This window comes from Muricoccus nepalensis (assembly GCF_006438825.1).
In the GTDB taxonomy this organism is placed as follows: Bacteria; Pseudomonadota; Alphaproteobacteria; order Acetobacterales; family Acetobacteraceae; genus Roseomonas; species Roseomonas nepalensis.
Genome location: NZ_RCZP01000065.1, coordinates 1 through 15,509, shown reverse-complemented (window position 1 = coordinate 15,509; position 15,509 = coordinate 1). Strand labels below are relative to the sequence as shown.

Sequence of the window (15,509 nt, the reverse complement as noted above, 5' to 3'; positions counted from 1 at the left end):
GCGCACGCCGTTCTGCTGCTCGACCAGGCCGGATGGCACCTCTCCGACAAGGTCGCGGTTCCACCCAACATCACGCTCGCACCGCTGCCACCCAAGTGCCCCGAACTGAACGCCATGGAGAATGTCTGGCAGTTCATGCGCGACAACTGGCTCTCCAACCGGGTCTTCCGGTCCTACGACAACATCGTCGACCACTGCTGCGACGCCTGGAACAAGCTCACCGAACAGCCCTGGCGCATCATGTCCATCGGACTGCGCGACTGGGCATATAGGTCATGATCTCAGAGACTTGGTATTACGCCCGCCGAGCAGAGCCCAAGTAGCCCAAGCGCCGCTTTGACCGGAATGGGATTGGTTTCCCCGAAGAGGGCGGCATCCAAGGGCGCGAGGAGGTCGCGCAACGTCGCGGCAAAGCTCAGATCGCGGGTCACGAAGGCCACCTGCAATGTGGAGCAAAGAGCTGGCGCCACGTTGGCTGTGACGGACACGCAGCCTTGGCCGCCCATCGCCAGGTGCGCGAGCGCCGTCGCGTCATCACCGGAGAGCTGGATTAGCTCCGCCCCACAAAGCCGAGCCAAGCGCGGCGGCCGCGACAGATTGCCGCTTGCGTCCTTCAGCGCCTGGATGTGCCCCTCCTCAAAGAGCCGCGCAATCGTCTCGTCAGTAAAAGAAACACCGGCACGGGAAGGCACGTCGTAGAGCACGATCGGCAGGCCCGCCGCAGCGGCAATGGCGCGGACATGCGCCCGCAGACCGGCCTGTCCTGGCTTCACGTAGGGTGGCGCAGATACCAGCAGTGCTGTCGCGCCGAGGTGCTCGGCGGCCACGGCCAGAGCCACCGCCACCTCGGTGCAAGGGGCGCCAATGCCGGCAACCACGGGTCGCCCACCGCTCGCCTCTGCTACGCAAACAATGGCACGGGCGTGCTCGGTTGGTGAGAGTGCCGACGCCTCGCCGGTGCTGCCGCAGACGATCAGCCCGGAGACGCCACGGTCGACGGCGCGCCTTGTGAGGCGGGACAGGGCAAGGAGGTCCAGCTCGCCGGGATCACCAGCGAGAAAGGGAGTGACGAGCGCCGTCAGGACGCCGCCCAGGGCAGGAGGAGGGCGCATCTCAGCGCCCCTTCGCGGCCGTGCTACCGCTCGAAAGGCGGCAGAGGACGAGCGCGCCTTCGGCTTGGCCATGCAGACGCACGCGCTCGAAACCGTAGGTGCGGAGGCGATCGGCGAGCCCGCGGGCCAACTCGGCCTCGCCCTGACCGACCGCGCGCAAGACGAGCCGTCCACCAGCCGGAAGGGCGCGACGTGCACAGATCGCGACGGCCTCGCCCGCTTCCTCGGTGCGAATAATGGGCGCGACCACAACCTCCACCGGGTCGGGGTGGGCGGGCGCCGCACGGAAGGCTGAGCCGCCGCGGCATCCGCGGCGCATGGCGTCGCAGAGCGTATCGGCTGCCGCCTCGCCGATGACGAGCACACGATCACTCGGTTCGATTGAGACGGCGCCCAGCAGGTCGACCTCGCGGGTAAGCCCGACTGTGTGCGACCGCAGGCTCGGCGGCCAATTTTGGTTTGCCCTTCGAGACGGTGACTGATCTAGCGAGGCTGGAGCAGCACGGACGATCGCAGGCGGGATAGCAGAACGAGTGAGAGCGGACATGGGAACCTCCAAGCCGCAACAGATGACGTTCCCGCCGTAAAGGCACGATGTCGATTGGAGCAGGACCGTATAAAATTGGCGTAAAAATAGAGGGAAGGTTTGCTCAATCGGAGGAGATGAGGCGATAGCCGACACCGGGTTCGGTGCGGATCAGGTTCGCGGCCTGGCCAAGTTTCTGACGGAGATGACCGACGTAAACGCGGAGATACTGCGCATCCTCGGCATGCCCCGGTCCCCAGACCGCCTCGAGCAACTGGCGCTGCGTGACTACCCGTCCTGCACCCGCATGGGCCATCGCGACGAGAAGGTCGTACTCGCGAGGCGTCAGCCGCAGCGGCGATCCGTCCAGCGTCACTGTCCGTGCGGCGAGATCTACCGTCAGTGGGCCCACCTGCAAAACTGCCGCAGGGGCGTTGCGTCCCGCCGCGGCCGCCGCGCGCCGCAGGGCGGCGCGCAGGCGTGCCAGCAGCTCACCAAGGACAAAAGGCTTCTCCACGTAATCGTCGGCACCGGCATCCAGCGCCGCCACCTTCGCCTTCTCACCGTCACGGGCTGACAGCACGATGATGGGCGCCGCGGTGAACGCCCGTAAGCGGGGGATCACCTCCTGCCCGTCGAGGTCAGGAAGTCCGAGATCCAACAGTATGGCGGCCGGGGCACGAGTCGCCGCCAGATGCAGGCCCTCCGTGGCGTTCTCTGCCCGCATCGGCTCGTAGCCGGAGGCAGTGAGGGCCTGACCCAAAAAGCGGTGGATCTGCGGCTCGTCATCGACCACCAGCACGCGGGGCGTTCCGAGACCGGCTGGCGCCCTGTTCATGCGGGGAACCGGACAGTCACGCGTGTTCCCTTGCCGTTGAGAATGGGGCTGTCGGCTGTGATAACACCCCCCATCGCTCGGGTAAGGCCGCGGGCAATGGCGAGCCCCAGGCCACTGCCAGCGGCGATCCGATCGGTGCGGGATGCCCGAAAGAACGGATCGAAGATGCGGGTCAGGTCGTCAGGCGGGATCCCCGACCCATCATCCTCAATGGAGATGGTGACGCTCGCGCCTTCCCGGCGCGCGATCACCGCAACACGCCCGTTCGGCCCCGAGAACTTCAGGGCGTTGTCGAGCAGGTTAGCAAGGATCTGGTGGAACAGCACCGGATCAAGAGACGGCGTCGGAAGATAAGGGTCAATCCGCTGCTCTACTAGCCGGCTCGTAGCGTGTCGTACCCGCGCGACAACCGCGTCGATCGAGGAGGGCAGGTCCAATAGCTCCGGCTGCAGCGTCACCTGCCCGCTTTCCACCCGCACCATGTCGAGAATGTTGTTGGCAAAGCGCCCTAGCCGCGCCGCTTCTTCTTCAGCGGTCAGGATAAGATCGGCCCGCGCCTCGGGCGGCAGAGCGTCGCCCATGGTTCGGAGCGTCTCAAGTGAGCCGCGGATGCCGGTAAGGGGGGTCCTCAGGTCGTGACCGAGGGAGGTCAGGAGGGTGGTCCGCAGCGCGTCCGCTTCTGCTCTTACGAAGCCCCGGGCGCGCTCCTCCATCAGCTCGGCGCGCTCGATGGCAATGGCGGCCTGATCCAGCAAGGCTTGCAGCGCGCGCTCCCGCTCGGTGTCCAGCGGCTCCGTGCGGTCGGCAAAGCGCAGGCCGATCAGGCCCGCAACGCCCTGTGCGGTCGGTAGCGACTGGAACTGCCACGCGCTGTTTGGCAGGGTATCTGTCCCCCATCCTGTCGCACGACCCTTCGCATAAGCCCAGCGTGCCGCCGCCATGGAGGCGTCGTCCGGCTCGGTGCCGGCAGGAGACGAGGCGCGGGGAATGAGGTCGGTGTCGTCGGCCCGGCGCTCGCGCGGGAGCCCGAGTCCCGGTACTTCTTCGCCGGAGAGCGGCATTAGCACGCAGGCGGGGCAGCCGGCGATGCGCTGCGCTTCCTCCGCGACCAAGGAGAGCAGGGCGGCCCGGTCCATCGGCGCGCCGAGGCGCCGGCTGAACTCCACCAGGCGGCGCAGGCCGAAGACGCGCGCCTGCGCCGCACGGACCGAACGCCCCAGCCGCCCGGCCGTGCCAGCCAGCATTAGGGCAACGAGGCCGAAGATGACCGCTCCGAGGATCTCCTGCGGGCCATCGATGGTAAGGGTGTACCGCGGCGTGATGAAGAGATAGTTCCACAGCAGGAAGGAGAGCACGGCGGTGGCCAGGCCGTGCACCGGCCCGGAGGCGACCGCGGCCGCCACGGTCGCGGCAAGGTAGACCATCCCCAGCGAGCCTTCTGTCACCCGCTCATCCAGGGCCAGATTGATGCCGGTGGCGGCCAGGACGAGGACGGGCACAATGGTCCAGCTGAGCCAGTCCGGAAGGAAACGCCGCATCGGAAGCGCACGCGGCTGTCCCGCAGCGGCCGCATTCGGAACAAGGTGCAAAGCGAAGTCGGAGGCCTGGCGCAGCAGGGTAGCGGAGAGGGTACGCCCGCTCAGGCGGCGCCAGAAGCTCGGTCTGCCCCGCCCGATGACGAGGTGCGTGACGTTCCGCGCCCGCGCCGCCGCCAGGATGGCGCGCGGCAGGTCGGTGTCGACCACGGTCTCGGTTTCCGCCCCGAGCGCTTCTGCCAGGCGCAATGCCGGCGTGGGATCGCCGACCGCGCCGCCCGGCCGCTCGACGTGCAGCGCGACGAGCGAGGCGCGCAGGGCGTCGGCGATGCGCCGGGCTTGGCGCACCGCCGCCTCGGCCGAGGCCTCGCCGCCGACGAGCACCATCACGCGCTCTCCTGCCGGCCAGGGGCCGGCGATGGCGTGGGCGCGCATGTAGCCCGTGACGTCGGCATCCACCCGCTCCGCCGTGCGGCGGAGCGCCATCTCCCGTAACGCGGCGAGGTTTCCCTCCCGGAAAAAGCTCTTCAGCGCACGCTGCGCCTGGTCGGGGCGGTAGACCTTGCCTTGGCGCAGGCGGTCGAGGAGCTCGGCGGGCGGGATGTCGATCAGCTCCACCGCGTCCGCGCTAGCCAGGACGTGATCGGGCACCCTCTCGGCGACGCGGACGCCGGTGATACGTGCCACCGCGTCGGAGAGGCTCTCAAGGTGCTGGACGTTCATCGCCGTCCAGACTTCGATCCCGGCAGCGCACAACTCTTCCACGTCCTGCCAGCGCTTCGGGTGGCGGCTGCCGGGCGCGTTGGTGTGTGGCAACTCGTCAAGGACAAGAATGGCAGGGCGCCGGGCGAGGGCGGCGTCGAGGTCGAATTCCTCAAGAACCTGCCCGCGATAGTCCAGGCGGGCACGCGGAAGCACCTCGAGCCCGGTGATCTGTGCTGCGGTTTCCGCGCGGCCATGCGTCTCTATAAGCCCGACCACGACATCGGCTCCACCAAGTGCGCGGCGGCGTGCCTCGGTTAGCATCTCGTAGGTCTTGCCCACGCCGGGCGCGGCGCCGAGGAACACCTTCAGCCGCCCGCGGGCTTCCCGCGCCGCGGCGGCGAGAAGGGCCTCCGGGTCCGCTCGAGCAGGCTCTCTTGATCTGTCGGAGAACGGCATGCTCAGGCAGGCCGCTCGCCGTTAGTGCGGCATGGTTCGCCCATCATCGGTTTTCGCCTGAGCCGGCGAGGTACCCGGCGACCATACAAACGAGAGCAAGAGCTATTGCTACGCTGAGCCAAAGACGAACCATACCCGCATCCGACGTTGTCGGTGTCCGAAGCCCCATGGCGAGGGACCCAGCCAGACTCCACAGCAAGAGCAGGGCGAGGCTGAGGATCGCCAGGCGACGCGACCCCAAAGCTTGCAACCCTCTTCGAAGTCGATCGCCAGCCGTGCGATGGATCGGTCGTGCGGAACTCGCGGGGGGTCGTGCTGGCAGGTGCGAGATGGCGGCGGACATGGCGTGTTGCTCCCATCGTCATGCCCGGCCCTCTTTGATCCCTGCTGCATAAAACCGCGATGATGCATTTGCGGCCTGCGACTAAAATTTCCATAAAAACCTCATTGTGCTTTGCCGCAATCCTTCGTTTTTTATGGGATTTTTATGGAGGCAGCTCAATCGACGAATAGCTTCTTTATGCCTGACTGCCGATTGATGTCTTGATTGCTGGCCCCCTGCCAGCAGGGGACACCCATGCTCGACATCCTTCTCCTGGTCCTCGGCCTCGGCGCCTTTGTGCTCATGGCCGCCTACGTCGCCGGCTGCGATCGGGTTTGAGACACCATGCTCGACCTCATTCTGGGCGGCGCCGTGAGCGCCGGCCTGTTGGCTTACCTTCTGTGGGCGCTGCTGCGCCCCGAGGACCTGTGATCCCATGACCATCGTCGGTTGGGCGCAGATCGCGCTCGTTCTCGCCATCATCGTGGCGGCCGCCGTGCCGCTCGGCCGGTACATCGCGGCCGTTGCGAGGGGGCGTGTGACGTGGCTCGGTGCCATGGAGACCCTGTTCTACCGCGCGGGTGGCATTGATCCTGCGCGTGGACAGGACTGGAAAGGCTACGGCTTGTCCATGCTCGCAGCGAACGCAGCAGGCTTTGTTCTGCTTTTCGCGGTCCTGCGCCTGCAGGGTATGCTCCCGTTGAACCCGCTGGGCTTGGACGGCATGTCGTCCTGGCTTGCTTTCAACACGGCAGTCAGCTTCGTCACCAACACCAACTGGCAGGCCTACTCGGGTGAGGTCGCGGCCTCATACCTCAGCCAGATGGCAGGCCTCGCTGTACAGAATTTCCTCTCGGCCTCGACCGGCATCGCGTTAGCGCTCGCCGTATCGCGAGCCTTCGCGCGTGGTGGCGTGAAAGAACTCGGCAACTTCTGGGCTGACTTCACCCGTGTCACCCTTTACGTGCTGTTGCCGCTAACCCTTGTGCTAGGCACCGCCTTCGTCGCCCTGGGCATTCCGCAGACCTTCGCCAGTTACGTCACCGCGACAACCCTTGAAGGCGCAGAGCAGGTCATTCCGCTCGGCCCAGCTGCCTTCCAGATCGCCATCAAGCACCTTGGCACGAACGGTGGCGGCTTCTTCGGCGTGAACTCGCTGCACCCTTTTGAGGGGCCGGATGCGATCGCGACGGCGCTGCAAATCTGGGGACAGGCGATAATCCCCTTCGCGCTCTGCCTCACCTTCGGCCGGATCGTCGGCGATATCCGCCAGGGTCGCGCGCTGCTGGCGGTCATGATCGGCTTTGTCGTGCTGGCAACCGCGGCAATCTACGCCGCCGAGGCCGCGGGTAACCCGCTCCTCACCGCACTCGGCGTCGATCCCGCCATGGGCAACATGGAGGGCAAGGATCTCCGCTTCGGCCTGCCCTTGGTGGCCCTGTTCACGGCCACCACCACGGGTGCTTCCTGCGGGGCGGTAAACGCCATGTTCGACAGCTTCACGCCACTCGGCGGGCTGATCCCGATGTTCCTCATTCAACTCGGAGAGGTGCTGCCCGGCGGTGTTGGGTCAGGCCTTTACGGCATGCTGGTATTCGCTTTGCTGGCTGTCTTCGTCGCCGGGCTGATGGTCGGTCGCACGCCGGAGTACCTGGGCAAAAAGGTGCAGGCGCGGGAAATCAAATTGGCCATGCTGGCAGTGCTGATCCTGCCCACTACCATCCTTGGCTTCACAGCGGTCTCGTTGGTGCTGCCGGCGGCGGTGTCATCCATCCAGGACGGCGGTCCGCACGGCCTATCTGAAATGCTGTACGCCTACACCTCGGCCGCCGGGAACAACGGTTCGGCCTTTGGCGGCCTCACATCCGACACTCCCTGGATGAACGTCACTCTCGGCATAGCCATGCTGCTGGGACGCTTCGCCTATGTCGTGCCGGTTCTGGCCATTGCGGGTTCGCTGGCGGCGAAGGCGAAGGCGCCCGAGAGCGCCGGCACTTTCCCGACCCACGGGCCGCTCTTCGCCGGGCTGCTGGCGGGCGTCATCCTCATCCTCGGCGGGTTGCAGTTCCTGCCATCCCTCACTCTCGGGCCGATCGCGGAGCACTTCGTCATGCTCGCCGGCAAGACCTTCTGAGGCCGATCCTAATGCTCGACAGCACCACTGCCAGTCCTGGCGCAGGAACCCGCGTCAGGCCTCCCATGCTCGACCCCGCACTCCTGCCGCGAGCGATGAGCGACGCGATCCGCAAGCTGAACCCTGTCACGTTGCTGCGGAACCCTGTGATCTTCGTCACCGAGGTGGTCTCCATCCTCGTGACCGTGCTCGCCATCCATGCTGCCCTCGGAAGTGAGACCTGGGGGTTCCAGGCGGGCATCGCCCTCTGGCTCTGGTTCACCGTACTCTTCGCAACATTTGCGGAATCGGTGGCCGAGGGCCGCGGTCGCGCCAGGGCGGAGAGCTTGCGGAAAGCCCGCTCGGACGCACAGGCCAAGGTGCTTTCCCGGGCCGACGACCGTTCGACCTGGGAGCTTCGCAACGCGACGGAGCTGCGCGTGGGCGACCATGTCCTCATCGAGCCCGGCGATATCGTTCCCTCCGATGGCGAGGTGGTAGGCGGCATCGCCAGTGTGAATGAAGCGGCAGTCACCGGTGAGAGCGCGCCGGTGATCCGCGAGAGCGGCGGCGACCGCAGCGCCGTAACTGGTGGCACCACCGTGGTGTCGGACTGGATCGTGGTGAAGATCACGGCTGCTCCCGGCTCGACCTTCATCGACCGTATGATCGCCCTCGTCGAGGGTGCCTCGCGCCAGAAGACGCCTAACGAGATCGCGCTCGACATCCTGCTGGCGGGCATGACGATCATCTTCCTGATCGCGGTGGCCAGCGTGGTCGGCCTCGCCTCTTGGAACGGAACTCCCCCCTCCGTGCCAGTGCTCGCCGCGCTGCTGGTCACCCTGATCCCGACAACGATCGGTGGCCTGCTCTCGGCCATTGGCATCGCCGGCATGGACCGGCTGGTGCGCTTCAACGTGATGGCCACCTCCGGCCGCGCAGTGGAAGCCGCTGGCGACGTGGACGTGCTGCTGCTGGACAAGACCGGGACCATCACTCTGGGCAACCGCCAGGCCGCGGGCTTCTATCCCATACTCGGCGTCGCGGAGCGCGATCTTGCGGAGGCCGCCGTCCTTTCCTCGCTCGCCGACGAGACGCCCGAGGGCCGCTCCATCCTCGCCTTTGCGCGGGACCGGCACGGCATCACCCCGCCGCCAATCCCAGCCAATGCCAACGTCGTTCCTTTTACCGCGCAGACCCGCATTTCCGGGCTCGATCTGCCGAGCGGGCAGTACCGCAAGGGCGCGGCGGACAGCCTCATTCGCAGCACCGGCCAGGAGGCACCGGCCGCGTTGCGGGACGCTGTGGACCGCATAGCCCGCCAGGGCGGCACGCCTCTCGCCGTAGCGAAGGATGGCCGCCTTTTGGGCGCCATTGAGCTGAAGGATGTGGTCAAGCCCGGGATCCGCGAGCGCTTCGTCCAGCTCCGCTCCATGGGTATCCGCACGGTGATGGTAACTGGCGACAACCGCCTCACCGCGGCCGCCATAGCCACCGAGGCCGGCGTGGACGACTTCATCGCCGAGGCCACGCCGCAGGACAAGCTGCAATACATCCGGGATGCTCAGGCCGAGGGACGCCTCGTCGCCATGGCCGGCGACGGCACCAACGACGCGCCGGCCCTGGCTCAGGCCGATGTCGGCGTGGCCATGCAGACCGGCACCCAGGCCGCGCGCGAGGCCGGCAACATGGTGGACCTGGACAGTGACCCGACCAAGCTGATCGAGGTGGTGGAGATCGGCAAGCAGTTGCTGATCACCCGCGGCGCGCTGACCACCTTCTCGATTGCCAACGACGTGGCGAAGTACTTCGCCATCCTGCCGGCGATCTTCGTGCTGCAATACCCGCAGCTCCAGGCGCTGAACGTGATGCGTTTGGCCAGCCCCGAGAGCGCCATTCTCGCGGCGGTGATCTTCAATGCGCTGATCATCGTGGCGCTTGTGCCCCTGGCACTGCGCGGCGTGCGCTACACGCCCTCCGGAGCGGCAGCGCTGCTGCGGCGTAACCTGTTGATCTATGGGCTTGGCGGCATCGTCGCGCCCTTCATCGGCATCAAGCTTATCGACCTTGTCCTCCAGCTTCTCGGGATTGCCTGAGCCATGTCCGTTCTTCGTCCCGCCGTCACCATGGTGGTCGGCTTTACCCTTCTCCTCGGCATCGCAGCGCCGGCGGTGTTCACCCAGGTTGCGGGCGCCATCATGCCCGCGCAGGCCGGCGGCTCACTGATCGAGCGCAACGGCCAGGTCGTCGGCTCCGCGCTTATCGGCCAGAACTTCACGGGGGATCGCTACTTCCACCCACGCCCCTCCGCTACCAGCGGCGCCGACCCGCAGGACAGCAGCAAGACGGTGGACGCACCCTACAACGCCGCCGCCAGCGCTGCCTCACAACGCGGGCCGACCAGTCAGGTTCTGATCGACGCGGTGAAGGAGCGTGTGGCTGCAGCGGGGCTCACGCCGGTGCCAGTCGACGCCGTTACGGCCTCCGGGTCCGGCCTCGATCCCGACATCAGTCCGGAGAATGCCGCGCGGCAGGTCGCTCGCGTGGCGCAGGCCCGAAACCTGCCAGTGGACCGGGTTCGCGCCCTCCTAACCGCGAACACCACAGCGCCGGTGCTTTGGCTTCTCGGGGCCGCCCGCGTGAATGTGCTCCGCCTCAATCTCGCGCTCGACGACGCGCGCTGATCGCCTCGCGAAGAACAATGACCATGATCCTGTACCGCAGCTTGCTCACATCGACGATGCTTGGCCTCTCGGTGGGGGATCACTACTCCATTGGTGGCCTTGGTCTTCGCTTTCGAGCCGTTTGGTCTAACCGTCGGTGTTACGCCGACGATCTCGTCCGGTTACCTGTTCCGTGGCAGACCGCAAAATCTTCCTTGCTCTTGGCGCGCGTAGATGACGTGCGGCGCGTCCACCTGCCCGATGCGGCCGGCGTTCATCACGGCGATCCGGTCTGCCGTCACCATAGCCTCCGACTGGTCGTGTGTGACGTGAGCCGTGCTGAAGCGGAACTCGTCGTGCAGGCGGCGGATCTCGAAACGCATCTCCCCGCCCAGGTTCGCATTGAGGTTGGACACCGGCTATTGAGCCGGCTTCGGTGTTCTTGAGGATTCCGCCTCCTGGGCCCAGGTAGGCGGAACAATGAAGCACGTAGACATGCGGAGCCTGGCGCCGGAGGCGCAGGAGGAGCGACGGCGGCAGGTGATTGGCCTTCGCCAGGCGGAGCAGACCTATGCGGCGATCGCGGCCCAGGTTGGGCTGACCCCGACCGAGGTCTTTGACATCTGCAAGCGGCTCGCGGCGCGTGGCCGGGCGGGGCTGAAGAGCAAAGCGCGCGGGCCGGCGCCAGGGCATGGCAGCCTGCTGGCGGAGGAGCAGGAGGCAGAGGTCCAGGCGCTGATCCGCAAGAGGATGCCGGACGAGTTGGGGCTGGCGTTCGCGCTCTGGAGCCGGGCAGCGGTGCAGGCCCTAGTCCGGCAGCGCTTCGGCGCCACGATGGCGGTGCGGACCATGGGCAGCTGCCCCTGGGAGCACAATGAGAGCGAAGGAGGCCACGCCTCTACCCCGCCACCAGATCCTTCATTCTTTGCTCGAAATAACCAGAAGGGTTATCGGATGCGGCGTGCGCTCATCCTGGTGGCAATCGGCTTGGTTGGATGCTCGGGAACGGGCGTGTTGAAGGTCGGCCCCAACCGCTACCGCATCACCCAGGAGGCCCACATCGCCGCCGCTCGCGCCGAGCCCTCCGTTGTGCACAGCAGGCCAACTTCTACTGCGCCCAGCGCGGCTAGAAGGCGGACCTTCGCATCACTGATGCCCGCTCGGCCAAGGGCTGGAGCTAAGCCACCGCCAGCGCGGAGTTTTCCTGTGTCTCGCGTTGACAGACCGTACCAACGGCTGCGTTGGATAACTGGTGACGACCCATTAGCCACCATCAATCTTTGACAACTGTACATGCGGTCGTGTTATCCCGAGCGTCTGATGAAGCAGATCTGCAAAAACGTCTCGATCACCCCGGCGATGGACCACTTCATTGCCGTGCAGGTCGCATCGGGTCGCTATCAAAACGCCAGTGAGGTGGTGCGAGCCGCCATTCGTGCCCTGGAGCGCGAGGAAGCCATTGAGCAGGAGCGCCGACTACGGTTGGCGACACGCACTCGGAAAGCGGAGACGTAGGGCCGATGGCCGGGCTTGATTGCCTCTCGGGCGGCGGCAAGGCCGGTGCGCTGCTGCGCGAAATCAACTGGTCGACAACTCCCCTCGGGCCTGTGCAGGGCTGGCCTCTTTCGCTCCAGGCGGCCGTCCGAATTGTGCTCAGCTCCCAATTCCCCATGATGCTGCACTGGGGGCCAGAGCTGACCACCATTTACAACGACGCCTACGCTCCCGGTTTGGGCCGCAAGCACCCGGGCCAACTCGGCCGTCCGGCCCGGGAGTGGTGGTCGGAGATGTGGGATCAACTCACGCCCATTTTCGACAAGGTGCTATCGGGCGGGACCTTCCACGTCGAGAACGCGCGCTACACTCCCGACCGGGACGGCGTGCCGCGGGAGGCCTACTTCACCCACGGCTACAGCCCGCTTTGGGACGACGAGGGCCAGATTACCGGCATCTTCCTCGTGGTAACAGAAACGACCCGGCAGGTGGTTGCCGAGCGCGATCTCACCCAAGTCAGTGCCGAATTGGCGCAGCAGATTAATGCGGCGCGCGCGAGCGAGGCACGACTGGGTGCCCTGGTCCGAGCCTCCTCCGAGGTCCTGTATTCGATGAGTGCTGACTGGACGGAGATGCGCCAGCTCAGTGGCGGCGGCTTTCTCGCCGACACTGGCACTGCCAACTCACACTGGATCGACGACTACATTCCCGAAACGGAGCAACCGCGCGTCAGGGCTGCCGTCGCGGAAGCTATCCGACAGAGGGGGGTCTTCTCGCTGGAACATCAGGTTCGCCTCGCCGATGGCGGCGTGGGCTGGACGCATTCACGAGCCGTGCCTTTGTTCGACCCCGACAGCGAGATCACCGAGTGGATCGGAACGGCCAGCGATATCACACCTCGCAAAAGGGCCGAGGAGGAGCTGCGCGACAGCGAGGCGCGGTTGCGGGCGCTGATGGATCAATCCTCGGCCGGCATCGCGCAGACTACGCTGCAGGGCCGCTTCATCTTTGTGAACGATCAGTACTGTGCTTTGGTCGGGCGCTCCCGGGACGAGCTGCTCTCCCTCGGGATGCAAGCTCTGACCCATCCCGAAGATCTTCCGCCCAACCAGACGCAGTTCGAAAGCCTAGCTCGAGGGGGACGTTCGTTCGAAGTCGTCAAGCGGTACCTACGTCCGGATGGATCGACGGTATGGGTGCGCAACAGTGTGGCGGCCGTGCACGATGCGGAAGGCCGAGTCGGAAGCGTTTTTGCGGTGTCGCTCGACATCAACGAGCAAAAGCTGGCCGAGATGCGGCAAGCTTTTCTGCTTCGCCTTGCAGACCGGCTCCGGGCAGAGGACACGCCGGGCGGCATCATAATCGGTGTGGCCGAACTGCTCGGGCGCTATCTCCGTGCTAGTCGGGTTGGCTACGGTCTCGTGCAACCAGATGGCGAAACGATTGTGCTGGAGCCGGGCTACCGGAACGGGGTGTCGTCCCTCGACGGCAGCTACTCGCTGGCGTCCTTCGACGCCGAGAGCATTGCGGCTCAGCAGAGGGGGCAAACCGTCGTAGCGGACGACACGCGGAACCTCCCAACATCCGAACGGTGGGTTGCGCTCGAGATCGGAGCCTTCGTCTCGGTACCACTGATCCGGGATGGCCATTTCAGAGCAAGCTTCTACATCAACCATCGCTGTCCTCATGCCTGGAGCGCGGATGAAGTCGCCCTCATTGAGGAAGTCGCTTCCCGCACCTGGGACGCTGTAGAGAGGGCACGGGCAGAGGCCGCGCTCCGAGACGCGAACGACACCCTGGAACAACGCATCGCCACCACCCTCGCCGAGCGCGAATTGGTTGAGGAGGCACTTCGGCAAAGCCAGAAGATGGAGGCGATTGGCCAGCTCACGGGCGGCGTGGCGCACGACTTCAATAACCTCCTCACGGTCATCCGATCTTCGATTGACCTGCTCAAGCGACCCGGCATCCCCGAAGATCGTCGGACCCGCTACGTCACCGCGATCTCCGACACCGTCGAGCGGGCTGCCAAGCTCACGGGCCAGCTCCTCGCCTTCGCACGACGCCAAGCTCTTAAACCCGAAACCTTCGCGGCCTGCGACGCCGTTCGGATGCTCGGCGGCATGCTCGGTACCCTGACGGGCTCCCGGATTGAAGTGGTTGCGGAACTGCCAGAGGTACCCTGCTTCGTGAACGCCGATCCGAGCCAGTTCGACACCGCGCTGGTCAACATGGCGGTCAATGCCCGCGACGCCATAAACGGGGAGGGCCGCCTCACCATCCGGGTCGCGGGCGCCAAGGAGATCCCGGCTAGGCGCCCGCATGCGGCACTGCCCGGTAACTTCGTGGCCGTGTCGATCACCGACACCGGCAGCGGTATCGCGGCCGATCAGCTGGAGCGCATCTTCGAGCCCTTCTACACCACCAAGGAGCAGGGCAAGGGCACGGGTTTGGGCCTGAGCCAAGTGTACGGCTTTGCCAAGCAATCTGGCGGCGAGGTCATCGTCGAGAGCCGAACAGGCGTGGGCAGCACCTTCACCATCTTTCTTCCACGCGTTGCAGCGCCCGAGGAACGACCGGCGGAGGTCACCGAGCCCGAGCCGCTGGTCGACGGACACGGCACCTGCGTCCTCGTGGTCGAGGACAACATCGACGTGGGTGATTTCGCGACGCAGGCCCTGGCCGAACTCGGCTACGAACCTGTCCTGGCCGTCAATGCTGAGGAAGCTTTGGCTGAGTTGGCCAAAAACGCCGACCAGTTCGACGTGGTGTTCTCCGACGTAGTCATGCCGGGCATGAGTGGGATCGAGCTTGGTCAACGCATCCGGCAGAACCATCGCGACCTGCCGGTGGTGCTAACCTCGGGCTATAGTCATGTGCTGGCCCAGAATGGCACCTACGGCTTCGAGCTCCTGCACAAGCCCTATTCGATAGAGCAACTTTCGCGCGTGTTGCGCAGGGTTGCCACGTGGCAGCGGCGACGGCGCATCACGGGGGCATGAACGGGAGACTTCTGTGGCCGAAGCAGTGTGCAGCAGGTGCGGCGCGATCTTCGACGTAACGAGGATTTTGCCTCGAGCAGACGGAAGCCTCCAGTGGACGCAGGCTCCCAGCACCAGACACGGCATGCACAACATGGTCCATCAGATCTGTCCTGTGCGACATGGCGCGCCGGATGGGCCGCCACCGAGTTGCCCTCATGAGGACGAAGCTGTCGGGCGGCTTGTAAACCGCCTTGTTGGTACGCGCCGTTGAACGGCGGACAGCCTCGAAGGTACGGCGGCGCTATTGGGCGTTATGGCCAGCAGAGCCGCGAAGCACCATGAAGGCAATCACGTCCGCCAGCAGCTCGTCGGCCTCGGCAAGGCTTGCTGCCCGCGCATACTCGGCCAGGGCAGCCACCGCCTCGAACGCACTCTCTAGCTGTGGTGCGGAATGCTCCCGCTGAGAGCCCGCTTCATAACGGCTGGGTTGGGGTGAGCGGCGGGGGTTCTACGCGTTCGGAGGGTGTCTGACGTCCTTCGAGGTGGCCCATGTGGACCCCTGCCGCCCGCGTGCAGCTTGCGCGCGGCTCTCATCCCTATGCAACGTGCCTGACCGATACCGAGTGGGCGGTGGTCGCGCCCTTCCTGCCCCGTCCAGCGCACACCGGGCGACCACGGTCCTGGCCGATGCGGCTGGTGGTCGACGCTATCCTGTACGTGCTTCGGACGGGTTGTGCCTGGGCCCACCTGCCGCGCGAGTT

14 protein-coding genes are annotated in these 15,509 nt (G+C 65.9%); 9 read left to right on the top strand and 5 right to left on the bottom strand.

Features of this window, described 5'->3' with window-relative positions:
• Nucleotides 1-279: transposase (locus EAH89_RS28800; protein WP_194152377.1), on the top strand; the 279-nt coding region annotated here is incomplete at its 5' end.
• Nucleotides 280-281: 2 nt separating this feature from the next.
• Here EAH89_RS28800 and dapA read toward each other — a convergent pair.
• From dapA to EAH89_RS28780, 4 genes are all read right to left on the bottom strand, one after another.
• Nucleotides 282-1,112, bottom strand: a complete 831-nt coding sequence (gene dapA / locus EAH89_RS28795; RefSeq protein WP_140887168.1) for a 4-hydroxy-tetrahydrodipicolinate synthase — start codon at nt 1,110-1,112, stop codon at nt 282-284.
• A gap of 1 nt (nt 1,113) precedes the next feature.
• Nucleotides 1,114-1,476: a hypothetical protein gene (locus EAH89_RS28790; RefSeq protein ID WP_140887166.1), complete on the bottom strand. Its 363-nt coding sequence runs from the start codon at nt 1,474-1,476 to the stop codon at nt 1,114-1,116.
• A gap of 286 nt (nt 1,477-1,762) precedes the next feature.
• The gene (locus EAH89_RS28785) at nt 1,763-2,440 is read right to left on the bottom strand and encodes a response regulator (RefSeq protein ID WP_456306543.1); all 678 of its coding nucleotides are present in this window, start codon (nt 2,438-2,440) and stop codon (nt 1,763-1,765) included.
• Between the two features lie 32 nt (nt 2,441-2,472).
• Nucleotides 2,473-5,172, bottom strand: a complete 2,700-nt coding sequence (locus tag EAH89_RS28780) for a sensor histidine kinase (RefSeq protein WP_140887161.1) — start codon at nt 5,170-5,172, stop codon at nt 2,473-2,475.
• A gap of 667 nt (nt 5,173-5,839) precedes the next feature.
• Between EAH89_RS28780 and kdpF the strand changes: the two genes are divergently transcribed.
• The 4 genes from kdpF (at nt 5,840) to kdpC (ending at nt 10,291) form a co-directional block, all read left to right on the top strand.
• Nucleotides 5,840-5,926, top strand: coding sequence for a K(+)-transporting ATPase subunit F (gene kdpF, locus EAH89_RS33635; RefSeq protein WP_075800680.1), 87 nt, complete (start codon nt 5,840-5,842; stop codon nt 5,924-5,926).
• Between the two features lie 4 nt (nt 5,927-5,930).
• Entirely contained in the window at nt 5,931-7,628 is a 1,698-nt protein-coding gene (gene kdpA, locus EAH89_RS28770; protein ID WP_140887159.1) for a potassium-transporting ATPase subunit KdpA, read from the top strand.
• Between the two features lie 65 nt (nt 7,629-7,693).
• A complete protein-coding gene (gene kdpB, locus EAH89_RS28765; protein WP_140887171.1) occupies nt 7,694-9,703 on the top strand; it encodes a potassium-transporting ATPase subunit KdpB in 2,010 nt (669 codons plus the stop codon).
• Nucleotides 9,704-9,706: 3 nt separating this feature from the next.
• Complete coding sequence (kdpC, locus tag EAH89_RS28760; RefSeq protein WP_140887157.1) at nt 9,707-10,291, top strand: potassium-transporting ATPase subunit KdpC; 585 nt, start codon at nt 9,707-9,709, stop codon at nt 10,289-10,291.
• A gap of 161 nt (nt 10,292-10,452) precedes the next feature.
• On the opposite strand, the gene EAH89_RS28755 is transcribed toward kdpC, so the two are convergent.
• Nucleotides 10,453-10,686, bottom strand: a complete 234-nt coding sequence (locus EAH89_RS28755; RefSeq protein ID WP_241667255.1) for a hypothetical protein — start codon at nt 10,684-10,686, stop codon at nt 10,453-10,455.
• Between the two features lie 64 nt (nt 10,687-10,750).
• Between EAH89_RS28755 and EAH89_RS28750 the strand changes: the two genes are divergently transcribed.
• From EAH89_RS28750 to EAH89_RS28735, 4 genes are all read left to right on the top strand, one after another.
• Nucleotides 10,751-11,554: a helix-turn-helix domain containing protein gene (locus tag EAH89_RS28750; RefSeq protein ID WP_140887154.1), complete on the top strand. Its 804-nt coding sequence runs from the start codon at nt 10,751-10,753 to the stop codon at nt 11,552-11,554.
• Nucleotides 11,555-11,590: 36 nt separating this feature from the next.
• Nucleotides 11,591-11,785 carry a type II toxin-antitoxin system ParD family antitoxin gene (locus EAH89_RS28745; protein WP_140887151.1) on the top strand — a complete coding sequence of 65 codons (195 nt, stop codon included), beginning with the start codon at nt 11,591-11,593 and terminating at the stop codon, nt 11,783-11,785.
• A gap of 5 nt (nt 11,786-11,790) precedes the next feature.
• A complete protein-coding gene (locus tag EAH89_RS28740) occupies nt 11,791-14,766 on the top strand; it encodes a PAS domain-containing hybrid sensor histidine kinase/response regulator (RefSeq protein WP_140887149.1) in 2,976 nt (991 codons plus the stop codon).
• 531 nt (nt 14,767-15,297) lie between these two features.
• Nucleotides 15,298-15,509 (top strand): transposase (locus tag EAH89_RS28735; RefSeq protein ID WP_140887146.1); only part of this gene is annotated, 212 nt, incomplete at its 3' end.

Excerpts from the sequence above, each read along its gene's own strand:
- kdpF (WP_075800680.1), top strand. The coding sequence starts at position 5,840 with ATGCTCGACCTCATTCTGGGCGGCGCCGTGAGCGCCGGCCTGTTGGCT.
- kdpB (WP_140887171.1), top strand. The coding sequence starts at position 7,694 with ATGCTCGACCCCGCACTCCTGCCGCGAGCGATGAGCGACGCGATCCGC.
- EAH89_RS28745 (WP_140887151.1), top strand. The coding sequence starts at position 11,591 with ATGAAGCAGATCTGCAAAAACGTCTCGATCACCCCGGCGATGGACCAC.
- EAH89_RS28780 (WP_140887161.1), bottom strand. The coding sequence starts at position 5,172 with ATGCCGTTCTCCGACAGATCAAGAGAGCCTGCTCGAGCGGACCCGGAG.
- EAH89_RS28750 (WP_140887154.1), top strand. The coding sequence starts at position 10,751 with ATGAAGCACGTAGACATGCGGAGCCTGGCGCCGGAGGCGCAGGAGGAG.
- dapA (WP_140887168.1), bottom strand. The coding sequence starts at position 1,112 with ATGCGCCCTCCTCCTGCCCTGGGCGGCGTCCTGACGGCGCTCGTCACT.
- kdpA (WP_140887159.1), top strand. The coding sequence starts at position 5,931 with ATGACCATCGTCGGTTGGGCGCAGATCGCGCTCGTTCTCGCCATCATC.
- kdpC (WP_140887157.1), top strand. The coding sequence starts at position 9,707 with ATGTCCGTTCTTCGTCCCGCCGTCACCATGGTGGTCGGCTTTACCCTT.
- EAH89_RS28740 (WP_140887149.1), top strand. The coding sequence starts at position 11,791 with ATGGCCGGGCTTGATTGCCTCTCGGGCGGCGGCAAGGCCGGTGCGCTG.